17 protein-coding genes are annotated in these 22,109 nt (G+C 66.4%); 5 read left to right on the forward strand and 12 right to left on the reverse strand.

Annotated elements, in window-relative coordinates:
• Positions 1–88: 88 nt before the first annotated feature.
• The 4 genes from V3W46_RS10900 to V3W46_RS10915 all read right to left on the reverse strand — a co-directional run bounded on the left by V3W46_RS10900 (position 89) and on the right by V3W46_RS10915 (position 3,860).
• Positions 89–307 carry an acyl-CoA carboxylase epsilon subunit gene (locus V3W46_RS10900; protein WP_331783139.1) on the reverse strand — a complete coding sequence of 73 codons (219 nt, stop codon included), beginning with the start codon at positions 305–307 and terminating at the stop codon, positions 89–91.
• A gap of 79 nt (positions 308–386) precedes the next feature.
• A complete protein-coding gene (locus V3W46_RS10905) occupies positions 387–620 on the reverse strand; it encodes a hypothetical protein (RefSeq protein ID WP_331783140.1) in 234 nt (77 codons plus the stop codon).
• A gap of 132 nt (positions 621–752) precedes the next feature.
• A complete protein-coding gene (locus tag V3W46_RS10910) occupies positions 753–1,205 on the reverse strand; it encodes an adenylyltransferase/cytidyltransferase family protein (protein ID WP_331783141.1) in 453 nt (150 codons plus the stop codon).
• 198 nt (positions 1,206–1,403) lie between these two features.
• Complete coding sequence (locus V3W46_RS10915; protein ID WP_331783142.1) at positions 1,404–3,860, reverse strand: right-handed parallel beta-helix repeat-containing protein; 2,457 nt, start codon at positions 3,858–3,860, stop codon at positions 1,404–1,406.
• A 189-nt stretch (positions 3,861–4,049) separates the two neighbouring features.
• Between V3W46_RS10915 and V3W46_RS10920 the strand changes: the two genes are divergently transcribed.
• The 4 genes from V3W46_RS10920 to V3W46_RS10935 all read left to right on the forward strand — a co-directional run bounded on the left by V3W46_RS10920 (position 4,050) and on the right by V3W46_RS10935 (position 12,107).
• The gene (locus V3W46_RS10920) at positions 4,050–5,432 is read left to right on the forward strand and encodes an O-antigen ligase family protein (protein WP_331783143.1); all 1,383 of its coding nucleotides are present in this window, start codon (positions 4,050–4,052) and stop codon (positions 5,430–5,432) included.
• A gap of 12 nt (positions 5,433–5,444) precedes the next feature.
• Positions 5,445–6,143, forward strand: a complete 699-nt coding sequence (locus V3W46_RS10925) for a hypothetical protein (RefSeq protein WP_331783144.1) — start codon at positions 5,445–5,447, stop codon at positions 6,141–6,143.
• A gap of 206 nt (positions 6,144–6,349) precedes the next feature.
• Complete coding sequence (locus V3W46_RS10930) at positions 6,350–11,053, forward strand: PKD domain-containing protein (RefSeq protein WP_331783145.1); 4,704 nt, start codon at positions 6,350–6,352, stop codon at positions 11,051–11,053.
• Positions 11,037–12,107, forward strand: a complete 1,071-nt coding sequence (locus tag V3W46_RS10935) for a glycosyl transferase (protein WP_331783146.1) — start codon at positions 11,037–11,039, stop codon at positions 12,105–12,107. Before V3W46_RS10930 ends, V3W46_RS10935 begins: the two co-directional genes overlap by 17 nt.
• Before the next feature lie 2 nt (positions 12,108–12,109).
• Here the strand turns inward: V3W46_RS10935 and V3W46_RS10940 are convergent, their stop codons facing one another.
• Positions 12,110–13,090: a glycosyltransferase family 2 protein gene (locus tag V3W46_RS10940; RefSeq protein WP_331783224.1), complete on the reverse strand. Its 981-nt coding sequence runs from the start codon at positions 13,088–13,090 to the stop codon at positions 12,110–12,112.
• A 42-nt stretch (positions 13,091–13,132) separates the two neighbouring features.
• On the opposite strand from V3W46_RS10940, the gene V3W46_RS10945 reads away from it, so the two are divergent.
• Positions 13,133–14,089 (forward strand): glycosyltransferase family 2 protein, encoded by a 957-nt coding sequence (locus tag V3W46_RS10945; protein WP_331783147.1) that lies wholly within the window; start codon positions 13,133–13,135, stop codon positions 14,087–14,089.
• 18 nt (positions 14,090–14,107) lie between these two features.
• On the opposite strand, the gene V3W46_RS10950 is transcribed toward V3W46_RS10945, so the two are convergent.
• Genes V3W46_RS10950 through V3W46_RS10980 form a run of 7 tightly spaced genes read right to left on the reverse strand, consistent with a single transcriptional unit; the run spans position 14,108 to position 22,063 of the window.
• Positions 14,108–15,481: a polysaccharide biosynthesis protein gene (locus tag V3W46_RS10950; protein ID WP_331783148.1), complete on the reverse strand. Its 1,374-nt coding sequence runs from the start codon at positions 15,479–15,481 to the stop codon at positions 14,108–14,110.
• Positions 15,478–16,578 (reverse strand): glycosyltransferase, encoded by a 1,101-nt coding sequence (locus V3W46_RS10955; protein WP_331783149.1) that lies wholly within the window; start codon positions 16,576–16,578, stop codon positions 15,478–15,480. Before V3W46_RS10955 ends, V3W46_RS10950 begins: the two co-directional genes overlap by 4 nt.
• Before the next feature lie 44 nt (positions 16,579–16,622).
• Positions 16,623–18,104, reverse strand: a complete 1,482-nt coding sequence (locus V3W46_RS10960) for a polysaccharide biosynthesis tyrosine autokinase (RefSeq protein WP_331783150.1) — start codon at positions 18,102–18,104, stop codon at positions 16,623–16,625.
• 17 nt (positions 18,105–18,121) lie between these two features.
• A complete protein-coding gene (locus V3W46_RS10965) occupies positions 18,122–19,384 on the reverse strand; it encodes a glycosyltransferase (protein WP_331783151.1) in 1,263 nt (420 codons plus the stop codon).
• A complete protein-coding gene (locus V3W46_RS10970) occupies positions 19,381–20,142 on the reverse strand; it encodes a CDP-alcohol phosphatidyltransferase family protein (RefSeq protein ID WP_331783152.1) in 762 nt (253 codons plus the stop codon). The genes V3W46_RS10965 and V3W46_RS10970 overlap by 4 nt, the downstream gene beginning before the upstream one ends.
• The gene (locus V3W46_RS10975; protein WP_331783153.1) at positions 20,139–21,380 is read right to left on the reverse strand and encodes a DUF1972 domain-containing protein; all 1,242 of its coding nucleotides are present in this window, start codon (positions 21,378–21,380) and stop codon (positions 20,139–20,141) included. The genes V3W46_RS10970 and V3W46_RS10975 overlap by 4 nt, the downstream gene beginning before the upstream one ends.
• A complete protein-coding gene (locus tag V3W46_RS10980) occupies positions 21,380–22,063 on the reverse strand; it encodes a NeuD/PglB/VioB family sugar acetyltransferase (RefSeq protein ID WP_331783154.1) in 684 nt (227 codons plus the stop codon). Before V3W46_RS10980 ends, V3W46_RS10975 begins: the two co-directional genes overlap by 1 nt.
• Positions 22,064–22,109 lie beyond the last annotated feature (46 nt).

Here is a 22,109-nt window from a genome sequence, read left to right on the forward strand (position 1 = left end):
AGAGACACCTAGCACAACCAATAGTGCTCCTAGTTAGCCTGTGTGAATAGTCGGCACTTTGGGGGACACGAGATGTCGCGCTGGCGCGCTAGCCCTGCCAGGTGCGGACGGCCGGGTTCAGCTCCGTGCGCAGGTCGCGCTGGCTGCGCTGCCACCGAGACTGCCCCGCCGGTCGCTCGACCCGCAGCGAATCGTGCTCCTCGAGCAGCATGCCGCGCACCACGGCCGAGACGGCGGCCAGCTCGGTGGCGGTCACATTCGTGGTCGTTACGACAACGGGTTCGTCGGCAGATGTCTCGTCGGTCATCCCGCAAATCTACAGGTGCGGCCCGGTCGACGCGTCGCTCGTGCCTGTCGCCGAGCCCCGGCCCGGGGCCGGATCTGCCTCAGTCGCCGACCAGTTCGTCTGTCGGCAGCCCGAGGAGCTGGTTGAGTTGCCCCGTGACATCGGTCTTCGATGCGACGGTCAGGCACACCATCTCGTAGGCACAGGTCGGGTGTTCGCGCGACATCTGCGCCGCGGCGGACGCATACGTGGGCATCGCGCGGGTCGAGAACGAATGATGCCCGGGGGTGAGGCACACAGCGCGCCAGCGCGCCACCGACTTCCTTGCTCTCATCAGAAGCCTCTCGGTCAGAATGCCCTGCGCGCCCGTCGGCGCGCTCGGCATCACTCAGTTGCGAACTCCTTCCAATTATCGCCCCTTATAACGAATCGTGCACGTTTCTCGTCTGTGGCGCCCGGGCGCCCGCTAATCGGCGTATGCGGCCGTTCTGTTCGGCTGGCCCTGCAGCAGGTCGAGGGCCTGGCGCAACCGGGTGCTCGAGGTGTGAACGGTGTAGGGAAAATAGACGACTTCGACGCCCACCTTGGCGAACTCCTCCTCGAGGCGCTGCCCCTTCTCGGTGCCACGCCAGTCGTCGCCCTTGAAGAACACGTCGAACTGCACATCGCGCCAGGTCGCCAGCTTGTCAGAGAGCACTTCGGCGCGAGCCTCGTCGACGTAGCTGATGTGGCTCACGATCTCGAGCCGCTCTGCCAGCGGCACGACGGGCTGGATGCCCTTGTTCGCGAGCAGCATCTCGTCAGAGACGACCCCGGCGATGAGGTAGTCGCAGCTGGCTTTGGCGTGTTTGAGAATGTTGAGATGGCCGACGTGGAACAGGTCGAACGCTCCGGCGGCATAACCGACTTTTGGGCTCACTTGACTACTTCGGGTTAGTCGAACGCGCGCGAGGCGGGGCTCGATGCGGAGATCGCCCGGCGCTCTAGGAAAGCGGGTCGGTGCGACAGTGGATTCCGCAACGGTACCGTGTCGTCTTCATCGTGTGAAGCCCCCGAACGCGCTACACGCGCGAGGTCCACGGGCAGACGCCTGGGCGCCCGCCCGTGGGTTCGCAGATCAGAACAGGCCGACCTTCTTCAACCCGGTCGACTGGCCGGTCGCCGCCGCGACATCGGCAGGTAGGGGCACCGCCGTGCTTGCGGCAGACGTGATGGCGCTCAGCATCGACGAGACAGACAGCGCCGACGGCGTCTCCTGGTTCACCCAACCCGAATTCTTCGCTTTGAGCGCGGCCACCGTGTCGAACCTAGTGAAGGTGTTGGTGCCGGTACCCCAGGCGACCAACGTCGCCTGGCTGAGCGTGGTGCGGTGGTTGAAGAGGTTACCAGAGATGGTGATGTTCATCTGATCGGCGGTTCTACCTGTCTTCGAATCCCACGCGAAGACCTGGAAGCCCTGCCAGGTGCCGAACACGTTGTTCGAGATCTGGATGTTCTTCACGATCCACGTGACGGTCGGGTCGGGAATGGGCTGCCTGGGATCCTGCGCATGCCACGACGGGTCGGCCTGCCGGCGCTCGTCTTGAACGATGCGGATGCCCATCTGGCCCTCTTTGTCGAACTTGTTGTTGAACACCTTCAGATCGCTGGTGTCGATGATGTAGAGACCATAGGGATTGTTCGACACGTCGTTGCCCGCGACGATGCCGTTCGCCGACAACTCGAGTTCGATACCCGCCTGGGTGTTGTTGAGCGAGGTGTTGTTGGTCACGGTGACGTCGTACGACGACTCGTCGAACCACAGACCCGTACCGAAGTTGTTGCTGGTGTCGTTGTTCGTGAACGTGAAGTCGCGCGACCGGGCGATCTTCGCCCCACCGGCCTCGGGCTCGGTCTTGAACCGCTGGTTGTTGTTGACGGTGAAGACCGAATTCTTGATGGTCGAGTGGTACGACGTCGTCGCGACGATGCCGAGCATGCCGTTGCGCTGGAATGTCACGTGATCGATGAGCATGTTGTCGTTCCAGGCGCGGATGCCGATCATGGCGTTGTCTTCGATGACGAGGTTGCGGGCGGTCAGGTTGTCGTTGTAGAGACCGACCGCGCCCTGCTGGTCGTAGGTGGTCGCATAGCGGTGCACGCCGAAGCCCTGCAGCACCGTGCCGGGCCCGTTGACGACGATGGCCGTGCCGAGGTCGCTGACGCGTACGGTCTTGCTCGTCGGGTCGGTGCCGATGGTGATCGTCTTCGACGAGGGATCAGGGAAGAATGTGCCCGAGGTCACGGCGGCGGCCGAGCCGACCTGGGTCAGCAGAACGTCATTGACGAAGACCTGGTCGGGCCGGCCCGCCATCGGATACGCGGCGTCGACGAAGCGCGGATTGTCGGTGACCCCCAGCAGGGAACGTGCGGGAAAGAACGACCAGCTCGTCTTCCACGTCGAGCCCGACTTGGTCCACGACGTGACCTGGCTGCTTCCGTCGAACCACACCGCCTCCTTCGGATACGACTGGATCGTCAGCTTCTTCTCTGCCGGCACGGTGACGGACTCGTGGTAGGCGCCCGCCCGCAAGACGATCGTCTGACCGCTCGACGCTTTCGCGATCGCGGCGGCGACGGTCTTCATCGGTTTGGCCAGGGTGCCGGCGTTCGAGTCGCTGCCCCCCGACACCGCGACGATGATGGCGTTCGACGGCACCGCGTAGGCGGTCGTGCCCACGTCGGCCGAGCCCTTGCCCGACGAGGTCGAGCCGGTCGGCGCAGGAGTCGGCGTCGGTGTGGGCGTCGGGGTCGTCGGCGACGCCGCCGACCCGTCGGTGGAGCTTGCTCCCGTGGTGACGGTGAAGTTGTCGAAGGCGGTGGTCACCTTCGCCGTGTTCGATGCGCCGGCGTACTCGAAGACGCCGACCGAACCGGCAGCCAGGATTCGACTGCTCGACGTGTCGGAGATCACGCTCTGCCAGCCCGGCTTCGTCGAGCCTGCCTGCCAGGCGCGGGCCGCGACCTCGACGCTGCTGCCCGTACCGACGGCCTGGAACTCCACGGAGATCGATGTCGCTTTGATGGCGGTGAACGGCAGCGGAACCCGGGAGAGCGCGGTGTCGACACCGCCCGCGGTGCGAGAGATCTGCAGGGCGACATTTCCGCTGGAACCCACCTGCACGGTGGCGCGGTACAGGTTTCCATTGGACTGCCGGCGCAGCTCCAGGGCCGGGTAGATGGTGATCGGCGAGGCGGGTACCAGGATCGTGCCGACCATGTTGACGTTCTGTCCGGAGACCGAACCGAGTGTCGCAGAGGCGATCTTGGTCGGCGCGAGCCCCGTTATCTTGGCGGTTCCCGACCCCACACTGAAGGTGGCGGCACCCGAGGTCGAGTACGTTCCGCCCGGGCTCGCAGCGCCCCAGCCCGATGACGTGGTGCGTGAGAAGGTGTCGGTGGCCACCACGACGGCGGTGGCGCTGGCGGCGACCGGAAGGGCGACCGCCGCTCCGGCGAGAACCGCGACGGCAGCCAGGATGCTTGCGGGTTTCGACAGGCGGCGAAAAACGGGTCGACTAGCGTGACGGGGCACGGGGCGCTCCTCGGGGTCGGGTGGTGCGTCGGGTGGCGACCAGCCGGCACAATCAAGCCAGGGTGCGGCGCGTGCTCAACGATCGGGTATCGGGTGACGTCATCGTACACCCCCGTTTGGGGGTAGTCGAATTCGGGGCCGATGAGGCGACATGCGGCTTGCGAAGGGAGTGCGCTTAGTCTTGGGAGTATGGCACACGCGAGCGAGGTCCCGCCAGCCCGGGTCGTGGCCGGGCGCGGAGCCTTCACGGTGCGAGGGCTTCCTCCTTTCGGCGAGCGTGACCCGCGACGCATCGTGCGGTTCATCGCCGCCCTGTCGCTCGTGCTGATCGCTCTCGAAATCCTGCTTCCCGCGGGTACGCAGGTGGGCTTCATCGTCTCGCTCGTGCTTGCGCCGGTCTGGATTCCTGCAGTCGGCTCGTTCCGTGGCGGCTGGTGGATCGTGGGCCTGGGGCTGTTCGCCGCCGCGATGGGCGTGTGGCTGAGTATGGCCAACGTGGCCTCTGAGAACACCGGGTCGCTTCTGCTCGCGGTGACGACCATCTCGCAGGTCGGCCTGGTGTTGACCATCGGTCTGATGTTCTGGGCACGACGGGTGCTGGGCGAGGCCAATATGGCGTTCTGGTTCGGTATCGGCCTGGCCCTGGGTGTTTCGCCCACGACGACGATGTTCCATCTCAATCCATGGAAGTTCGGCTACTTCCTGCCGGTGACCGTCATCACCCTCGCGGTGGCGTTCAAGATCGGCAAGCGATGGCTCGAGATTTTGGTTCTGGCGATCATCACGGTCATCACGCTGTTCAGCGATTCACGTTCTGCCTTCGGCCTGCTGCTGCTTGCCCTCGTGCTGGTGTGCTTCCAGGCGATCCCCGCACGGGCTGGGCGCCGTCTGGCGGCGCTGCGGGTCATCGTGGGTGTTGCTGCGCTCGCCGCCGTCATCTTCAACATCGGGCAGACCCTGGTGCTCGACGGCTACCTCGGCCAGTCTGCTCAGGCACGATCGGTCGAGCAGATCGATACCTCGGGGTCGCTGTTGCTGGGCGGCCGGCCAGAACTGGCCGCGACGTGGGCGCTGATGCAGCACCAGCCCTGGGGATACGGCGCCGGAGCACTGCCGAGCCAGATCGATGTCAACGTCGCCAAGACGGGCATGGCATCGATCAACTACTCACCCAACAACGGCTACGTCGAGGTCTACATGTTCGGTGATCGCATCGAGCTGCATTCGGGGTTCGGCGATCTGTGGGCGCACTTCGGGTTCGCCGGTCTGGCGTTTGCCGCCGTGGTCATCCTGGTTCTGCTCGGCGGCCTCGCCACCCGCATCGCCAGTCGAACGGCGAGCGGTCTGACCATCTTCATCGTGGCCACCAGCCTGTGGGGATTCGCCTTCAGCCCGCTGCTGAGCCTATCGCACACCCTCGCTCTCGCCGTCGCTCTCACGGCCCCTCCGGTCGTGCGCCGGATACGCTCGAGGCGCGCAGCCTCCGTCACCGCTTCTGTGCCGTCTTCAGGCGAGCTCCCAGCCGGTGATGTACTATCGCGACGCGATGCGCGTGGCGTTTCGTCTGAGTGAAAGAGGATTGACATGGTCGACGAAGACGACGGCGCTGCTGCCGACGAGCCCTCGAGGTCGACGTCGACCCATGCCCGTGCGATGAAGAGGCGTCAAGGCGTCATCGGCGTGGTGGTCGCGGCCATCATCGTGGTGCTCATCGTGGTCGTCGTCTCGGTCTCCATCGCGCAGGGCGGGTCGACGGGCACCGATCAGAGCTCCGACCAGATCCCCCCCGTCGTCACCGGTTCGGGCGCCCCGTCGGGAGACGCGTCGTCGGTGAGCCCGTCCGATCCGGCCTCCTCCGACCCCGGCGCCGTGCCGACCGCCCCGGTCGAGGCTGCACCGGTTCCGATCGACTCACCCGCGACGTCGATTCCCGGGCTGACGTTCGCCATCTCCAGCATGCAGTCGGTGGAGGGCACCGCCACCGCCGTGGGCGAGGTCGCTGGTCCGTCCATCCAGTTCACCGTCACGGCCACCAACACGACGGGCGATCCGATCTCTCTCGAGACCACCGTGGTCAACGTGACCTACGGCGATGCCCAGACGCCCGCCGACTCGCTCAGTACGGGAACCGTGCCCATTCCGCCCGTCGTCGAAGCAGGAGCGAGCGCGGCCGGAACGTACATCTTCAACGTGCCGCTCGACCAGCGCGGCGATCTGCGGGTGTCGGTCGACTACCAGGTCGGCACGCCCATCGTCGTGTTCGAAGGCGCCGGCCCGCAGTAGCCGGCCCCGTAGTACACCCGTACGGGTCACAACGGAGTGCCAGATCGGGTCGAAACAAGAAATTCCCCTGAACAAACCCCGTTTGGGGGGCTGCGAACTGGCCCCGCGTTGATTTACTCTCGCCTTATCACCGTGAACCCCGAACGTTCACCGTACCGAATGAATGAGGCACCCCCATGGGGAAAAAGGCGCCCCTGCGCCGGTGCATGGTTGTCCTAGCAACCGTCGCCGCAGTTGTATTGAGTTCTCTGACCATCGCACAGTCGGCGTCAGCCGACACTGCGCCGACAGATCCGACGTCACCATCGTCTCCGGCGACGGTGTCGGCCGATGGTCTGCCGACCGTGCAGATCAATGGCGTCGTGTGGTCGCAGGTCATCATCGGCAATACCGTCTTCGCGGGCGGGGAGTTCACACAGGCGCAGCCCGCGGGTGCTGCTGCGGGGGTGAACACGGTCTCGCGCACCAACCTGCTGTCGTACGACCTGACGACGGGTGTGCTGAACACCTCGTTCAATCCCGTGCTGAACGGCAAGGTCAAGTCGGTCGCAGCATCTCCTGACGGCACCCGCCTGTACATCGGCGGATCGTTCACGACCGTCAACGGCACGAACCGTTACCGGGTCGCCGCCCTGAACCCGACCACCGGCGCCGTGATCACGTCATTCGCGCCCGTCGTGAACAGCACCGTCTCGGTCGTCGCAGCCACGAACTCGGTCGTGTACGTGGGAGGTGCGATCTCCGGTATCAACAAAGACGTGCGTAACGGTGCCGCCGCGGTCTCTGCTGCCACCGGAGCGACCCTTCCGTGGAACCCGAATGCCCAAGGCGGCGCTGTGACGTCGTTCGCCATCTCACCCGACGGCAGCAAGGTCGTCGTCGGCGGAAACTTCACCACACTCGGCGGCTCGGGCAGCCCGGGTTACGGCCTCGGAATGGTCGACAACGTGAACGGTGCGCTCATCACCCCCTTCTCGGTGAACAATCTGATCAGAAACGGCGGCACCCAGGCTTCGATCACCAGTCTCTCGTCCGACGCGAACTACTTCTACGGTTCGGGCTACGTCTTCGGCGCCGGCGGCAACCTCGAGGGCAGCTTCAAGGCCGACTGGGCGACCGGCACCATCCAGTGGGTCGAAGACTGCCACGGTGACACCTACTCGCAGGCGTCGAACGGCACTGCCCTCTACGTGGCCGGGCACCCGCACTACTGCGGCAACATCGGCGGATTCCCGCAGACCGACCCGGTCTGGACCTTCCACCGGGCGATCGCGTTCAGCCTGGCGACGACCGGTACGATCACGGCCGACCCCTACGGCTACTACAACTACGCCGGCACCCCGTCGCCGACCCTCCTGAACTGGAACCCCGACATCAACGCCGGTACCTACACCGGTGCCAGCCAGGGTCCGTGGAGCGTCGCTGCCAACAGCAACTACGTCGTCTACGGCGGCGAATTCACGCAGGTGAACGGTGTGCGCCAGCAGGGCCTCGTCCGCTTCGCCGTGCGCGCCATCGCACCGAACAAACAGGGTCCGATCTACTCGGGTTCGACGTTCAAGCCGTCGGTCGTCTCGCTCCAGGCCGGTACCGCACGAGTCAGCTGGCTCGCCAACGCCGACCGCGACAACGGCAACCTCACCTACGCCGTCTATCGCAACGGCAACACGACGACCCCCGTGTACACGACCACCCAGACGTCGTCGACGTGGAACCGCCCCAACATGGGCTTCATCGACACCGGTCTGACGCCGGGCGCCACGGCGAGTTACCGCATCCGGGCCACAGATCCGCTCGGCAACACCGTCATCGGAGACTCGGTCTCTGTCACCGTCACGAGTGCCACCGACAGCGCCTACACGAGCGTTGTGAAGCAGGATGCCGCATCCAGCTTCTGGCGTCTCGGTGAGGCGAGCGGAACATCCGTCTACGACTGGGCCGGCTTCAACGACCAGGTCGCCGGAACCGGCGTGACCCGCGGCACCCCCGGTGCCATCGGGAGCGACACCAACACCGCATCGACCTTCTCTGGAGACTCGAACGGGCTCAGCGCGACGCAGACCGCCGTCGCTGGTCCGCAGACCTTCTCGATCGAGGCCTGGTTCAACACCACGACGACGGCCGGCGGCAAGATCGTCGGCTTCGGCAACACGAACTCCGGCACGTCGAGCAGCTACGACCGGCACATCTACATGGACCCGTCGGGACGCGTGAACTTCGGTGTCTACAACGGCAACACCCAGGTGCTGTCGAGCCCGACCACCCTGAACGATGGGCAGTGGCACCAGGTGGTCGGAACGCTGACATCGACCGGAATGGCGTTCTTCGTCGACGGCATCCGCGTCGGCTTCCGGTCAGACACGACCTCGGCGCAGCCCTACAACGGCTACTGGAGGATCGGCGGCGACTCGTCATGGAACGGCAATGCCTGGTTCGCCGGTGCGATCGACGATGTGTCGATCTACCCCACGGCGCTGACCAAGCAGCAGGTCGACTCGCACTGGGTCGCCTCGGGCCGCACGTCGAAGCTCCCGCAGCCCCCTGCCGACAGCTACGGCAACCGCATCTTCACCGATGCACCGAGCCTGTACTGGCGTCTCGACGAGGCCAGCGGCAGCACCGCGGCCGATGCGATCGGCAGCGGCACGACGGGCAACTACTTCGGTGGCTACACGCAGGGCGTCGCTGGAGCCCTTGCGGGCAACCCCGACACCGCGACGTCGTTCGACGGATCGTCGGGCGGCGTGAGCAGCTCGACCCAGTTCAACGACCCCGAGGTGTACTCGCTCGAAGCCTGGTTCAACACGTCGACCACCGTCGGCGGCAAGATCATCGGATTCGGTTCGAGCCCCTCCGGCAATTCGGGCAGCTACGACCGGCACATCTACATGCAGGATGATGGCCGCCTCGTCTTCGGCACCTACACCGGCCAGCTGAACACCATCACGTCGAACGCCTCGTACAACAACGGCGCCTGGCACCATGTCGTGGCCAGTCAGGGCAGTGACGGACTGAAGCTGTACGTCGACGGCGCCCTGGTCGGCACCAACCCCCAGACCCAGGCACAGAGCTACTCCGGCTACTGGCGCATCGGTGGAGACACCACGTGGGGCTCGTCGAGTGCGTTCTTCAACGGAACCATCGATGAGGCTGCGGTCTACGACACCGTGCTGACGCCAGCGACGGTCAGCCAGCACTACGCCCTCGGCTCGGCGGGCGTGATCAACGCGGCTCCCACCGCGTCGTTCACCTCGCAGGTCTCGAACCTGTCGGTTGCCTTCGACGCTTCGGCTTCGACGGACTCCGACGGCACCGTGGCCGGGTACGCCTGGGACTTCGGCGACGGAGCGACCGACACCTCGAAGACGCCCACCCACGTCTACTCCGCAGCCGGCACCTACACGGTGACTCTGACGGTCACAGACAACAAGGGAGCCACGGGAGTCTTCACGAACACCGTGACGACGGTGGCGCCGCGCGTGAACGTCGCGCCCACCGCGTCGTTCACCAACGCGATCGACCATCTCGTACTGACGGTCGACGGAACCGGCTCTGCCGATTCCGACGGCACGGTGACGGGATACCTCTGGAACTTCGGTGACGGATCGAGCGCCACCACGGCCACCGCGACCCACACCTACGCCACTCCGGGAACCCGCACGGTCACCCTGACCGTCACCGACAACGATGGCGCCACGGGAACCTCCACGACCTCGGTGACGGCCGTGGCCAACCCGCCGGCGAACATTCCGCCCACCGCGGCCTTCACGTCGACCAACACCGACCTGACCGCGAGTTTCGATGCGTCGGACTCGGCAGACGCCGACGGAACGATCGCGTCGTACTCCTGGAACTTCGGTGACGGAACCTCTGGCACCGGAAAGAGTGTGACCCACGCCTACGGCACGGCCGGTACGTACTCGGTGGTTCTGACCGTCACCGACAATAAGGGCGCCAAGGGAACCTCGACCGGCTCGGTCGCGGTGACGGCCCCTGCACCGGTGAATGTGGCCCCGACCGCTGCATTCACCCGCACCGCGACCAACCTGTCGGTTGCGCTCGACGGGTCTGGCTCTTCAGACCCCGACGGAACCATCGCCTCGTACGCCTGGGACTTCGGAGACGGATCGACGGGAACCGGCAAGACGATCACCCACTCGTACGCCCAGGCGGGCACCTACACGGTGTCGCTGGTCGTCACCGACAACAAGGGAGCCACCGGCAACGCGACCTCCACGGTGACCGCCACCGCCCCGGCAGCCATGCCGTTCGCGCTGGATTCCTTCAGCCGCACGGTGGTCAACGGCTTCGGCACCGCCGAGACCGGAGGGGCGTGGACGAAGAATGGTCCGGCGACGAACCTCTCGGTGAAGAACGGCAGCGGAACGATCGCGATGCCCACGGCGGGCACCCAGTCGGGCGCCACGCTCGACAGCGTCTCGCAGACCAACACCGACATGCGCGTCATGTTCAGCCTCGACAAGGCGGCGACGGGCGGCGGAACCACGCTGTCGGCCACCGGCCGCAAGACGGGTACGAACAACGAGTACCGGTCGATCATCCACCTGAAGAGCAACGGCACGGTGGCCGTCGGGCTCGTCGCCCTGAAGGGCTCTGCCACATCCGTCATCCTCGCCAACGAGGTGCAGGTGCCGGGCTCGACAACGGTGATCGCCGGAACGTCGATCAGTGTTCGGATGCAGGTCACAGGTACCAACCCGACGACGATCAGCGCGAAGGCGTGGATCTCGGGAACGCCTGAGCCCGCCGCCTGGACGGTGACGGCGACCGACAGCTACGCGGCCCTGCAGGCTCCCGGCGGCATCGGAGTCTACGGATACGTCTCTGGCAGCGCCACCAACGCCCCGCAGGTGCTGACGGTGCAGGAACTCAGTGCCTTCAAGCCGTAACCAGCGTGCTGCAGATGCGGGTTCGTTCGTCGTGCAACAGTCGTTTCCGACTCCGCGACCGACGACGAACCCGTATCTCATCATGCTCGGGCAGAGCATCGGGAAGCTGCCGGGCGTGGAGCATCGCACGTTCTCGTGGAAGAACGTGCTGCTGCGGCGTTTCGATGTCTTCCATGTGCACTGGCCCGAGATTCTCGTCTACGGCCACAGCCCGCTGAAGGCGAGGGTGCGGCAACTCTTCACCGCGCTGCTACTGCTCAAGCTGTCGGCCACTCGAACGCCGATCGTTCGCACGCTGCACAACCTGGAGCTGCCGAGCGACGCGTCGCGGCTGCAGCGCTTTCTGCTGCTGCGCATGGAGAAGCAGACGGCCCTGTGGATCTGTCTCAACGAAGACACGCCGCAGCGACCGGATCGTGACTACGACACGATTCCGCACGGTCACTACCGGGATTGGTTCGGAAAGTACGACTGGCCCGAAGCCATTGCGGGTCGAGTCTCCTACTTCGGCATGATCCGCAGATACAAGGGTGTCGATTCACTCGTCGGGGCCTTCCACGACCTCGCCGGCGACGTCAGCCTGCGTGTGGCCGGCAGCCCGAGTTCGACCGAGCTCGCCGACGGCCTGGCCCGGCTGGCCAACGACGACCCCCGGGTGCAGCTCGACCTGCACTTCTTGACCGAAGAAGAGATCGTCGAGGTCGTTCGAACGGCCCAGCTGGTTGTGCTTCCGTACCGCGAGATGCACAACTCCGGAGGCGTTCTCACGGCCCTCTCACTCGATCGTGCGGTGCTCGTGCCCGCGAACGAGGTGAACACCCGCCTGTCGGTCGAGGTCGGTGCCGGCTGGGTGCACCAGTACGAGGGGGAGCTCACGGCGGCCGACATCAAGCTGGCACTGGACTCGATCACCGCTCACGCCGAGGCCGCACCCTCACCCGACCTCACGCGGCGCAACTGGGCCGATGCAGGCGTTCGCCACTATGCGGCCTACCTTCGGGCCGTCGAGCTGCTCGCCCTGCGTCGGCGCACACCGTGGGGGCCGAAACGATGAGCTCAATCGGCTTCGACGCGACGGTACTCGCGATAGGTGTAGCCCCACGCGCCGCCCACCATGCCGGCACCGCGCGCGAGGGTGCGCAGCCCGCGTGCGCGGAAGTCGAGCCGGTTCGTCAGGAGCCCGGCGACGATTCGGGCCAGGCCGCCGGCGGCACGGATGAGGCCGCGTACGGTGAGGCGCAGGCGCACCAGCCAGCGTTCCGAGCCCGCCTCGGCGAGCATGAGCGAGGTGAGGCTCCAGCTGTTGCCGCTGCTGAAGGCGCGGCGCACCACCCACCGTCGGGTGAGGCGAGCGCGCGGCACGACGTCGACGACGCGCGCTTCGTTCGACCAGAGCATTTGGCCGCCGTGCGCCACGATCTGTCTCGTGAAGAGGGTGTCTTCGCCACCGGAGACGCCGAGGCCCGCGTCGAAGCTCAGACCGAAGGCGCGAATCTGGCGCAGGTCGAGCAGCAGGTTGTTGGTCGCCGCCACGTCGAGACTGTCACCCGTGGCATGACCGACGCGCACAAAGAAGCGGCCTGCCGCGATGAACGCGCTCGGCTGAACCTCGAACTCGGATGCGACGGGTCCGGCGACGGCAGCGCAGCCGGTGCGGGCCTGCAGGTCGAGCATCGACGCCAGCCAGGCTTCAGACGGCCTCTCGTCGTCGTCGATGAAGACCAGCAGGTCACTGTCGCGCGATTCGTCGAGGGCCCGATTGCGGGCCGCGGTGATGCCCGCGATGGGTTCGTGAACGTAGTGCACGACGATGCCCGGCGCGCGCCTCGCCGCCGAAGCGGCCTCTGCGGCGTTCTGCACCACCCCACGCGCCGACGCGTTCGGCTCGTTGTCGATGACCAGCACCCGCGCATCCGCCCGGTCGCGTACGCTGGCGGCCTGGTCGAGAAGCAGCGGCAGCACCTCGGCGATGTCTGCCGGCCGGTTGAACGTCAGAACGGCAATGGTCAACGAGACGGCGTTCGGGGTCGTGGTCATCACCTGTGAAGATTATCCCGTACTCGACAGAATCGACGCGACATGACCGTGAATGATTTCAGGGGCCTGGCCATCATCGTGGTGAACTACGGCTCGAGCGCCCTGCTGCAGGCCAATCTCGCTCCGCTCACCCGGCGGCAGCCCGCGCTGACCGTGGTCGTCGTAGACAACTACTCGACCGACAGCGAACGCGCCAGGCTCGCCGAACTGGCGGACCGTGAGGGATGGCACACCGTTCTGCCGACCGGCAACACCGGCTTCGGCGGTGGTATGAACCGTGGCGTGCTGCGCGCTGAGCAGCTCGGCGCGACGCACCTGCTGCTTCTGAACCCCGACGCTGAGATCGCCGAGGCGGCGATCGACGCGCTGCTGAGCGCCAGCAAGGCGAGCCCCGACACTCTGTTCGCGCCGCAGATTCTGCGGCCAGACGGCTCGGTGTGGTTCGCCGGATCAGATCTGTACCTGAACGACGGGCGTATCCGCTCGGCGCGGCGCCGCATTCCCTCGGCGCTCGCCGACATCCAGCCGTGGCTGAGCGGCGCGTGCCTGCTGCTCTCGATCGAACTGTGGCGGCTCGCCGAAGGCTTCGACGAGGAGTACTTCCTCTACTGGGAAGACGTCGACTTCTCCCGGCGTGTGGTGGCCGCCGGCGGGCGCATCGCGGTGCTCACCAAGGCCCTCGCGGTGCATGCCGAGGGCGGTACTCAGCACTCGGGCGGCAAGAGCCACTCGGGTGAGCCGAAATCGAATGTGTATTACTACTACAACATCCGCAATCGCCTACTCTACGCGGTGCGGCATCTCGACACAGCGAGTCTTGAGCACTGGCGGCGGCTGACCGTGCCGGTTGCGTGGGAGGTTCTGCTGCAGGGCGGGCGCCGCCAGTTCACCAGCTCGCTGTCGCCCCTGGTCGCGGCCTACTGCGGGGTCAGGGATGGCCGCCGAATGGTTCGAGACGAGCTCAAGCTGCGTCGACGCACCACGTACACCACCGACTGAGTACGCGTCGGGTCGCGGTCAGGCGCTGACGGCCTGCTCGCTCTCGGCGTTCGCCCGGCGACGTGTGAGGTCGCGCGACACGTACCAGAGGTTCGGCAGGAATTGGCACAGCAGCACCGAGATCGTCGAGCCGAGCACCGGACCGCCCGCGCCGATCAGGCCGATGAAGAGCCAGGACAGCCCGAGATTCAGGGGCACCATGATCAGAATCGGCACCACCTGGAAGACGAGACCGCGCTTGTCGGTCATGTACATTCCCACCGGGTACTTCGCCGCCTGCAGGCCCACGAAGAGCACCCACGGAATGATGACCCAGGGGTCGAGCGAGATCTTGCCGCCCGAGACGAAGACGGTGAGCCACGGTGAGAGCACCGCGAGCGCCCCGCCCAGCACCAGGCCGCCACCCAGAAACCACAGGGTCGGGATGACCGGCGATTCGATGCGGCCGGCGGCGCGTGCCTTGGCGTAGATGGGCCACATCGCCAGGCCCGCGGCGGCGGTCGTCTGAAGCACGATCTGAAAGAGCTGCGACGACAGGTTGTACTGCGCCAGCTGGTCGACGGTGCCGATCTGGCTGAGCAGCAGCCGGCCGGTCTGCAGGGCGATGGGCAGAGCGATCATCTGCAGCAGCATGGGCCAGGCGAGCCCGATGGCAGAGACGCCCCGGTACGAGCGGATGTGCGGAATCTGCCGGATGGCGGCACCGATCTGGGGCTTCAGAACGCGCGCCGCGAGAAAGAGGCAGATCACCGACACCAGGGCGTTGCCGGCGTACGAGATCACCGCGAGGTAGGTGCCGGCCGGAACAGCCAGCAGCACCAGTGCGCCGATCGCCAGGAACATGAACGGCGCGACCACAGACTGGCTCGCCACCTGCACGTTCGTCTTGCCGAGCCCGACGAGAACCCGTTGGCCGACGGTGAGGGGTATCACAAGGCCGAAGATGGCGAGACAGGCGAAGGCCGCCAGGCTGCCGCCGTCGGCGATCAGACCCTTGCCGAGCAGCACCGGCCACCAGCCGAAGGCAGTGATGACGACGCCGACCGCGATCATGATGGCGCCGGAGACGATCAGGATGCGGAAGGCCGTCGTGATGGTGCGTCTGACGAAGTCGTCGGTGCGCGGCGAAGCCGATCCGGCCACCGCGTTGATGACGACGGCTGCGATGCCCAGGTCGGCGAACGGCAGCAGTGTGGGAAAGCTCGAGAGCAGGCCGTACTGCGCGTATGCCGCCGTGCCGAACGAGTGGATGATCATCCGGCTCGTCACGATGCCGAGGATGCCCGAGATGGCCATCACGGCGACCTTCGCCACGGCAGTGCTGCCGACAGAGGCCATCATTCCGCGGCGCTTGGGCAGCGTCTCGGCAGCGGTCATGGTGTCAGCGGTCATCCTGTGAACACCCTCGTGAGGTCGGAGATGGTCGGCACGCGGGAGAACAGCCAGCCGTCAGCCGAGATTCGGCCATCTGTTCTGGGCAGGCTCGCCACGATGTCTGACGGCCTGCGCTGTTCGTCGATGGCCCGGATGATCTGCTTCGCCAACTCGTCGGCAGAGCCCGCGTCGGCCACGACATAGTGCTTGTTGCCGACCAGCCATTCGGCGAGCCCGGTCTGCTCGGTGGTGACGATGCTGAGGCCGTGCGAGAGGCCTTCCACGATGGGCAGGCCGACCTGTTCGCGCCAGGTGGGCGTCGGCTGCGACGGCAGAACGAGCACGCGGGCCTCATCGAGGCGGTCATGGATGCGGCCTCGCGCCGGGTCGATCTCCACCTCGATTCCGGGCCAGATGGCGGCCGTCGTCAGAACGTCGCTCTTCAACGCGCCCTTGCCCATGATCAGCAGGCTGGCTTCGGGGCGCGCCTCACGCACCAGCGGCCAGGCGTCGAGCAGAACCCGGATGCCCTTGCGTTCGCTGAACGCACCCAGGAACACCACGCGGCCGTCGATGCGGCGCTGCTCGTTCGACGCCGGCCAGGGCGCGGGCAGGGCGGGGATGACCATCGCGCTCGAGCGCAGGCCGACCTCACCGAGAACCGTCTCGTAGGTCTCCTGGGCCGCACTCGTTCCGAAGGCGACCCGGTCGACCCGACGCCACACGAATCGCGCCAGAACCCGCTCGATGCGGCGGCGAACCCTCGTTCGAAACCTGGTGCCCGCAACGCGTGAGAACGGATCGGCGTTGTCGATGGCGTAGGTGACCACGCTGGTGCGCGGTTTGCCCAGCAGGCGGCGCCACGCCAGTGCAGCGATCGCGAGCACCGAGGTCATCAGACTGTCGAGCATCAGGGGTTCGTTGATCTCGAGCGTGGTCACTCGCGATCGAGCGAGCAGCAGCGCGCCCCTGACCGGCCCGGTTCTGATCAGATCGAGCCCGGTCGTGAGTGCGTCGTCGAAGTCGTACCGCTTCTCGCTGTAGAGGATCGTCGCCGGGGCGAGATCATGGGCTCGTTCGAGGTGGGCGCTTCTGATGGATCGGTAGAGGCGCACGCGAGGCAAGGTGACCCGCCGCGCGTGCGCCCGGTGCACATGGCTCACGGTACGGGCCTCAGAACCGGCTCTCTGTCGGGAGTGCTGTCGACGGTCTCCACCTCGACGGGGCCGAGGGCGCCCGACAGCCGGTCGATCGTGTCGTCGGTGTCAGCGGCATCGTCGTGCGTCGCCGTCGTGGCGGTGACGTCGCGGCCGTAGTAGACACCGCGGGCCTTCGGGCGGGTCTGGTTGATCACGACGCCGATGGTGCGGGCGCGAACGGCCGCCAGGGCACCGAGCGTGTCGCTGAGCTTCTGGCGTGTAGTGGAGTTGTACAGGCAGACCACCACGGCGCCATCGGTCATGTGGGTGAGGGTGAGGGCATCCGAAGCCGGCAGAATCGGCGGGGTGTCGACGATCACGAAGTCGTAGTCGGCCTTCACCGTGGCCATCAGGCGCGCCATGGCAGTGGAGCCGAGCAGCTGGTTCGGGTTGGGCGGAACCACACCGGAGGCCAGGATGTCGACGTTCGGGGCCCAAGGCTGGATCACGTCGCTCAGCTGGGCAGAGCCGACGAGAACGCTGGTGAGTCCGGCTGCTCCTTCGATCTGCGCGTAGGTCGCGATACTCGGGCGGCGCAGGTCGGCGTCGACGATCAGCGTGCGCAGCGAGCGCTCGGCCATCGCCAGGGCGATGTTGATCGCCATGGTGGTCTTTCCCTCACCCGGGGATGCGCTGGTGACGGTGATCGATCTGATCGCATTGTCGACGTCGGCGAACTCGAGGTTCGTGCGCACGCGGCGGTAGTCTTCGGCCATCAGGCTGTGCGGGGCGAGTCGCATCGTGATGCCACTGGCCTGTGGCGAACGACGGCGCTTGCGCTCGACGTTGCCGATCACGGGCACGTCGCTGATGCGTTCGACGTCGCGGTCGGTTCTGATGCGCGTGTCGAACAGCGTGCGGCCGATCGAGTAGAGCACGCCCGCAACGATGCCGAGCGCCACACCACTGATCTCGATCAGCCGACGGTTCGGCGCGATCGGGTTCGCGGCGACCTGGGCCGGCGTCACGATGTCCATCGAGATCGACGAGGTCGATCCGGCCAGCTGCGGGGCCATCGACGTGGCGACGGTCGTCAGCGATCGGCTCACCGCATTGGCGATGTCGGCGGCACGCTGGGCGTTGCCGTCTGTCACCGTGATGTCGATGATCACGGTGTTCAGGGCCGGGCTCGCCGAGATCGACTTGGCCAGCCGAGTCGGCGTGGTGTCGAGCCCGAGCTGGTCGATGACGGGCGTCAAGACCTTCGGTGTCGTGGCCAGCTGGGCATACGACTGCACCAGATTCTGCGTGTACGTCGAACCTTGAACCAGTTCACTCGTCGTCGCGCCCTGCGTCGACGAGACGAATACGCCGCTGGTCGACTGGAAGCTGTCGGGCAGGCTCTGGCCGTAGAGGTAGGCTCCGGCGCCGCCGAGCACTCCGAGGAGAACGATCACGACCCAGCGCTTGCGCAGGGCCTTCCAATAGTCGTGGGGATCCATTTTGCTTTCTTCCTCGGTCAGTTCGTGAAGGGGGTCGCGCTCGGAGCGACCACTGGGCTGTTCGCCTCGGTGGCTCGCCGAGCTGGTTGGGTGCCGTGATCGGGTCGTTCTCGCAACGCGAGCTGGTGCATCACCAGCGCTACGGTCACCCGGTAGGTCTCGGGGGAGTGGCGTCTCATCGCCACGAGGCGGTCGCTCTCGGCGTCGCGGCGCACGTCGGGCCACGCCTTCGCGATCTCTTCGAGGCCGTCGGCCAGCGCCGCCGGGTCACCCGGTCGCACGGCACGCGACGACTGGTAGCCTCCCGCGGCTTCGCGCAGGCCCGAGGTGTTGCTGACGATCACGGCTCGGGCGGCCAGTACTGCCTCGACGGCCGTGTTTCCGAACGGTTCGTCGAACCGCGATGGTACGACGACGACATCGCACTGCTCGACGCGAGGCCAGATGTCGGCCTCGAAGCCGCGCATCCGAACAGAATCGGTGAGCTCGAGCTCGGCGATCTGGCGGCGCAACTGCTCTTCGTACCACTCGTACCCCGTGAAGACGGCCCCGACGATCTCGAGACTGGCCCTCTGGCCGCGTGCGCGCAGCAGGCCGAGGGCCGCGATGGCCACGTCGACCCCTTTGCGGTCGGAGAGCCGGCCCACGTAGAGGATGCGCAGGCCGTCGTCGAGGGTGGGTCGCGCAACGCTCGGGGAGACCGGGCCGACTACGCCGTTGTAGACGACCTGGGTGCGTTGCGCGAGTCTGGGAAAGGTCCTGGCGAGAACGGCCACACTGTAGCGGCTGTTCGCGATGACCCGGCTGGCGAAGAGCAGCGGCAGGTTGAGGGCGAAGTTCACCGCTCGCGAGGCAGACCCCTCGGCCTCGTGGATGTGGCTGAGAACCGGGCGCCGCATGACGAAGCCGACAGCGATCCAGAGGGGGATCGTCACCGTGTTGACGTAGATCACGTCGGGGCGCACCTTCTTCACCAGGGCGCGTTCGGCGCGGAATCCGGAGCCCAGCGCCTTCACCAGTCTGAACAGTCCCGCCGGGCGCAGCATGCTCTTGCGCAGCACAGGTGTCTCGCAGAGCACGACGTCGGCGCCGATGTCTGACAGCACGTCGGCGAGCGGCCCGCTGACCGGCAGCGCCACGAAGGCGCGGCCGCCGGCCTGCAGAACGGCCGCGACGCTCTCGATGAGCACGCGGTCAGACCCGTAGAGTTCGCCACTCGGGTGCGCGAACAGAACGGTGGTGCCGTCGAGCCACTCCCCGGTGTTGTGACCAGCGCTCATGCGAGGCGTTCCATATCGCGGAACCATTTGCGGCTCGCCAGCAGGAGGTGCCCCGCGTTCGCCACAAACATGAGCGCGTAGACCACGAAGAACACCGGCGGTGCACCGAGCAGCACGAAGATCAGGCACAGGAATCCGTAGTCGGTCGGAATCACGAGCAGCGAACGGATGATCGTGCTGCGCCCGCTCTGAACGGCCTCCTGAGTGCGCTGCTCGTGCACGCGCTTCAGCTGGTCGTTCAGAATCATCGCGAAGAACGACACGCACGCCACGATCGAGTAGCCGATCGGAATCAGCAGAAGAGCGGGCGAGCTGAAGTCGAAGTGCAGGAACATCGTGATCAGAACCGCGAGGTGCAGCGAGGCGATCTTCAGCGAATCGACGACGTGGTCGAGCCACTCGCCCGAGAGCGACCCGCCGCCACGGAGCCGAGCGACCTGGCCGTCGGCCGAGTCGAAGGCGTACCCGATGGCCAGCAGCAGCCACACCACCAACCCGGTGTACCAGGCCAGCGGGAGCGTTGCGAGCAGAATGATGCCGGTGAACGTGAACACGGCGCTGATCGCGGTCACATTGTTCGGCGTCAGACCGGCACGGAAGGCCCATGCGGCGAGATAGCGCCCTACCTTGCGGTTGACGTAGATGGAGTACGCGGGCGCCCCCCGGGCGGCCTTCTTCTGGGCCGAAGCAAGGCGGGCGACAGTCTCGCGGTACGTCTCACGCGGCCGTGTCGTCGTCTGCGGCCGGCCGTCGATCATGAGTTCTCTTCGATCTGGGCCTCAGCGCGCCCGGTGACGATGACGGGGCCCGAGCCGGTGCGCGGTTCCCACGAGACGGGGTTGCGCTTGCCTTTGCTGACGCCGCGGGTGGAGTGGCCGAGCGCCAGGCGCATCGCCAGTTCTTCGTAGCCCGCCGTCACGATGTCCCAGTCGTACATACCGGCAGCACGCTCGCGGAGGTTGACGCCCAGGTCGTCGGTCTCCTCGACGAGAGCCTCGGCGCTCGCCAGCTGCAGGCTGACGCCGGCCGCGTCGGAGAAGAATCGGCCGTCTTCGCCGAGCACCTCGCGGTTGAAGACGACGTCGTACGCGATGACGGCGGTTCCGGCGCCCATGGCGCGCAGCAGCGAGGGATTGGTGCCCCCGACCGAGTGTCCGTGCAGATAGGTGAGGGCGTTGGCGTAGAGCTGGTCGAGCTGTTCCTGGTCCCACACTCCGCCGAGCATCCGGATGCGGTCGTCTGACGCCGCGGTGTCGGCGATGCGTTCGGTGTAGGCGGCGGCGTAGGGTGCAGACCCGACGACGACCAGCGGCAGTGTCGCATCGCTGGCGTGGTAGCCGTCGACGATGATGTCGACATGGTTCTCGGGCTCGAACCGCGCCACCACGAGGTGGTATCGGCCGGGTTCGAGGCCCAATTCGGCCAGTCGGTCGCTGGCGGGTGCACGCAGCACCTTGGTGCCGTAGGTGAGCAGCTCGGTGGGAATGCCGAACTCGTGGTCGTAGTAGTCGGCGATACCGGCGGCGTCGGAGATGAGCGCGTCGGCGTGACGCACGGCGAGCTCTTCAGCGATGCGGTAGTACTTGCGGCCGGTCTTGCCCCACTTGCCGCGCTTCCACTCCAGGCCGTCGACGTGCACCGCCGACGAGGTTCCGCGGGCACGGATGAACGGAACGAAGGGCGAGTTCGCTGCGTTGAACACGAATGCGACGTCGTTTCGGCGGGTGAACATCATGTGCAGCACCGACAGTGCGGTGTGGCTGAGGGTCTCGACCGTCTTCGCCTTCACGGCGGGAAGGTGCACGAGTCGCATGCCCAGGTAGCGCTTCTGCTTCGGGGCGCTGGTGGTTCGGCAGTAGACCGTCACCTCGTGACCCTTGGCCACCAGACGCTGGCCGATCTCTTCGACCGCGGTCTCGAAACCGCCGTAGGCGGCCGGAACACCTCGTGTGCCGACGAGGGCGATGCGTAGCGGGCGGGGCTCAATCCCTGACATTAGAAGTTTCCAATCGATCGCAGAAGGCGAGTGCTTGAGGCGGCGGCGTCAGACGATGTGCTGGGTGCCGCCGGCACGCCCATCCATGTCTCGCCCGAAGGCTGGTCGCGCAGCAGGGCAGAACCGAGGCCCAGAATCGACCGGTTGCCGATGCGAACTCTGTCGCGGACGCTCGAGTTCATGCCGAGGGTGGCCTCTTCGCCGACCCGTACGCCGAGTCCGAGTGCGCTGCCGGCGCCGACCGTGACGAACGACTGGATGCGGTTGCCATGGGTGAGGGTGACATTCGGCATGATCACGACGTGGCGGCCCACCGTCACATCGGCGGTCATCACGACGCCCGCCATGACGATGCTGCCGACGCCGACGCGACAGTTGCGGGCGACCTCGACACTCGGGTGGATGAGCTGTGCGTAGCGGTCGTCTGTCACGCCGAGCGCGCTCAGCCGGTTGACCAGACGGGCGCGGGTCGCCCCGAGCGAGACGCAGACCACGAAGCTGGCGTCGGGGTACTGGCCGACGGTGTCGACACCCCCGAGCACGGGAACGCCGGCGATCGCCGTGCCCCAGCGGGATTCTGAGTCGTCGAGGATTCCGATCGCTCGGTGTTCTGTCGTCGAACGGATCACCGTCAACGCTTCGCGGGCGAGGGAACTCGCTCCGATGAGTATGAGATCAGCCACGGGATGCTTTCAGTCGGTTGATGGGCAGGGAGAAGATCGTGGGTCG

The organism is Subtercola sp. YIM 133946 (genome assembly GCF_036553535.1).
Classification (GTDB): Bacteria; Actinomycetota; Actinomycetes; order Actinomycetales; family Microbacteriaceae; genus Subtercola.

Excerpts from the sequence above, each read along its gene's own strand:
- V3W46_RS10975 (WP_331783153.1), bottom strand. The coding sequence starts at position 21,380 with ATGTCAGGGATTGAGCCCCGCCCGCTACGCATCGCCCTCGTCGGCACA.
- V3W46_RS10920 (WP_331783143.1), top strand. The coding sequence starts at position 4,050 with ATGGCACACGCGAGCGAGGTCCCGCCAGCCCGGGTCGTGGCCGGGCGC.
- V3W46_RS10900 (WP_331783139.1), bottom strand. The coding sequence starts at position 307 with ATGACCGACGAGACATCTGCCGACGAACCCGTTGTCGTAACGACCACG.
- V3W46_RS10965 (WP_331783151.1), bottom strand. The coding sequence starts at position 19,384 with ATGAGCGCTGGTCACAACACCGGGGAGTGGCTCGACGGCACCACCGTT.
- V3W46_RS10950 (WP_331783148.1), bottom strand. The coding sequence starts at position 15,481 with ATGACCGCTGACACCATGACCGCTGCCGAGACGCTGCCCAAGCGCCGC.
- V3W46_RS10930 (WP_331783145.1), top strand. The coding sequence starts at position 6,350 with ATGGTTGTCCTAGCAACCGTCGCCGCAGTTGTATTGAGTTCTCTGACC.
- V3W46_RS10970 (WP_331783152.1), bottom strand. The coding sequence starts at position 20,142 with ATGATCGACGGCCGGCCGCAGACGACGACACGGCCGCGTGAGACGTAC.
- V3W46_RS10905 (WP_331783140.1), bottom strand. The coding sequence starts at position 620 with ATGAGAGCAAGGAAGTCGGTGGCGCGCTGGCGCGCTGTGTGCCTCACC.
- V3W46_RS10960 (WP_331783150.1), bottom strand. The coding sequence starts at position 18,104 with ATGGATCCCCACGACTATTGGAAGGCCCTGCGCAAGCGCTGGGTCGTG.
- V3W46_RS10925 (WP_331783144.1), top strand. The coding sequence starts at position 5,445 with ATGGTCGACGAAGACGACGGCGCTGCTGCCGACGAGCCCTCGAGGTCG.
- V3W46_RS10945 (WP_331783147.1), top strand. The coding sequence starts at position 13,133 with ATGACCGTGAATGATTTCAGGGGCCTGGCCATCATCGTGGTGAACTAC.
- V3W46_RS10940 (WP_331783224.1), bottom strand. The coding sequence starts at position 13,090 with ATGACCACGACCCCGAACGCCGTCTCGTTGACCATTGCCGTTCTGACG.